At 62.8% G+C, this 1,144-nt stretch carries 1 pseudogene; it reads left to right on the plus strand.

From position 1 onward, the window contains the following. Positions 1-39: 39 nt before the first annotated feature. Positions 40-1,144, plus strand: a pseudogene (locus tag AC1D2L_RS25775) (IS3 family transposase); the annotation flags it as partial.

Below are 1,144 nucleotides of genomic sequence, written 5' to 3' on the forward strand. Positions count from 1 at the left end.
GGTTTGAAGTTCGTTCTGGCCCCTTGAGAGGACCAGGACATGAAGCGCAGCCGCTTCTCGGAAGAGCAGATCATCGCGATCCTGAAGGAACAGGAGACCGGGGTCTCGGTCGCTGATCTGTGCCGCGAGCACGGTGTTAGCGACGCCAGCATCTACAAGTGGAAGGCGAAGTTCGGCGGGATGGACGTGTCCGAGGCCAGGCGCCGCCGGACACTCGAAGACGTCTCGATAAACCCGGGACGGGTTTACGCTGTGAACGCCAAGCTGAAGCGAATGCTGGCCGACGCGATGCTCGACAACGTCGCGCTGAAGGATTTGCTGGGAAAGAAATGGTGACGCCCGCCGCCGAGCGGAAAGCCGTCGCGCATCTCGTGGGGCATCACACGATGAGCGAACGGCGGGCGTGTAAAGCCATCGGCAGCAGCCGCATGACCGTCCGATACCAACCCGCGCGCCCTGACGACCGCGCCCTGCAGGATCGCATGATCGCCATCGCCCGCAAGCGTCGGCGGTTTGGCTATCGCCGCCTGCATGTGCTGCTCAAGCGCGAGGGTCAAGTCGTGAACCGCAAGCGGCTCTTTCGACTGTATCGCGAGGAGAAGCTGGCTGTGCGCCGTCGCGGTGGCCGTAAACGAGCTATCGGCACAAGAGCGCCGATACTGGTTCCCCTCGGGCCCAATCAGCGCTGGTCGCTCGACTTCGTCTCCGACCAGTTCACCGATAGCCGCCGCTTCCGGGTCCTGGCTATCGTGGATGACTGCACACGAGAGAACCTGGCGCTGGTCGCAGACACTTCGCTGTCGGGCCTTCGGTTCGCACGCGAACTCGACCGTGTGGTCACCGAGCGCAGCAGGCCGCAGATGATCGTCAGCGACAATGGCAGCGAGTTCACCAGCGACGCGATCCTGGCTTGGCAGATCGGGCTCTCGTCGAATGGCACTACATCGCGCCCGGCAAACCGACGCAGAACGGCTTCATCGAAAGCTTCAATGGTCGCCTGCGTGACAAACTGCTCAACGAGGCACTGTTCTCGTCACTGCCCCAGACCCGGACCGTCTTGGCCAACTGGCGCTCAGACTACAATACCGAACGCCCCTTCTCCCAACTGGGGTGGCAGACGCCGTCTGTCTTCGCCTCGACCTTC

Source organism: Allobosea sp. P1_B10, assembly GCF_056406735.1.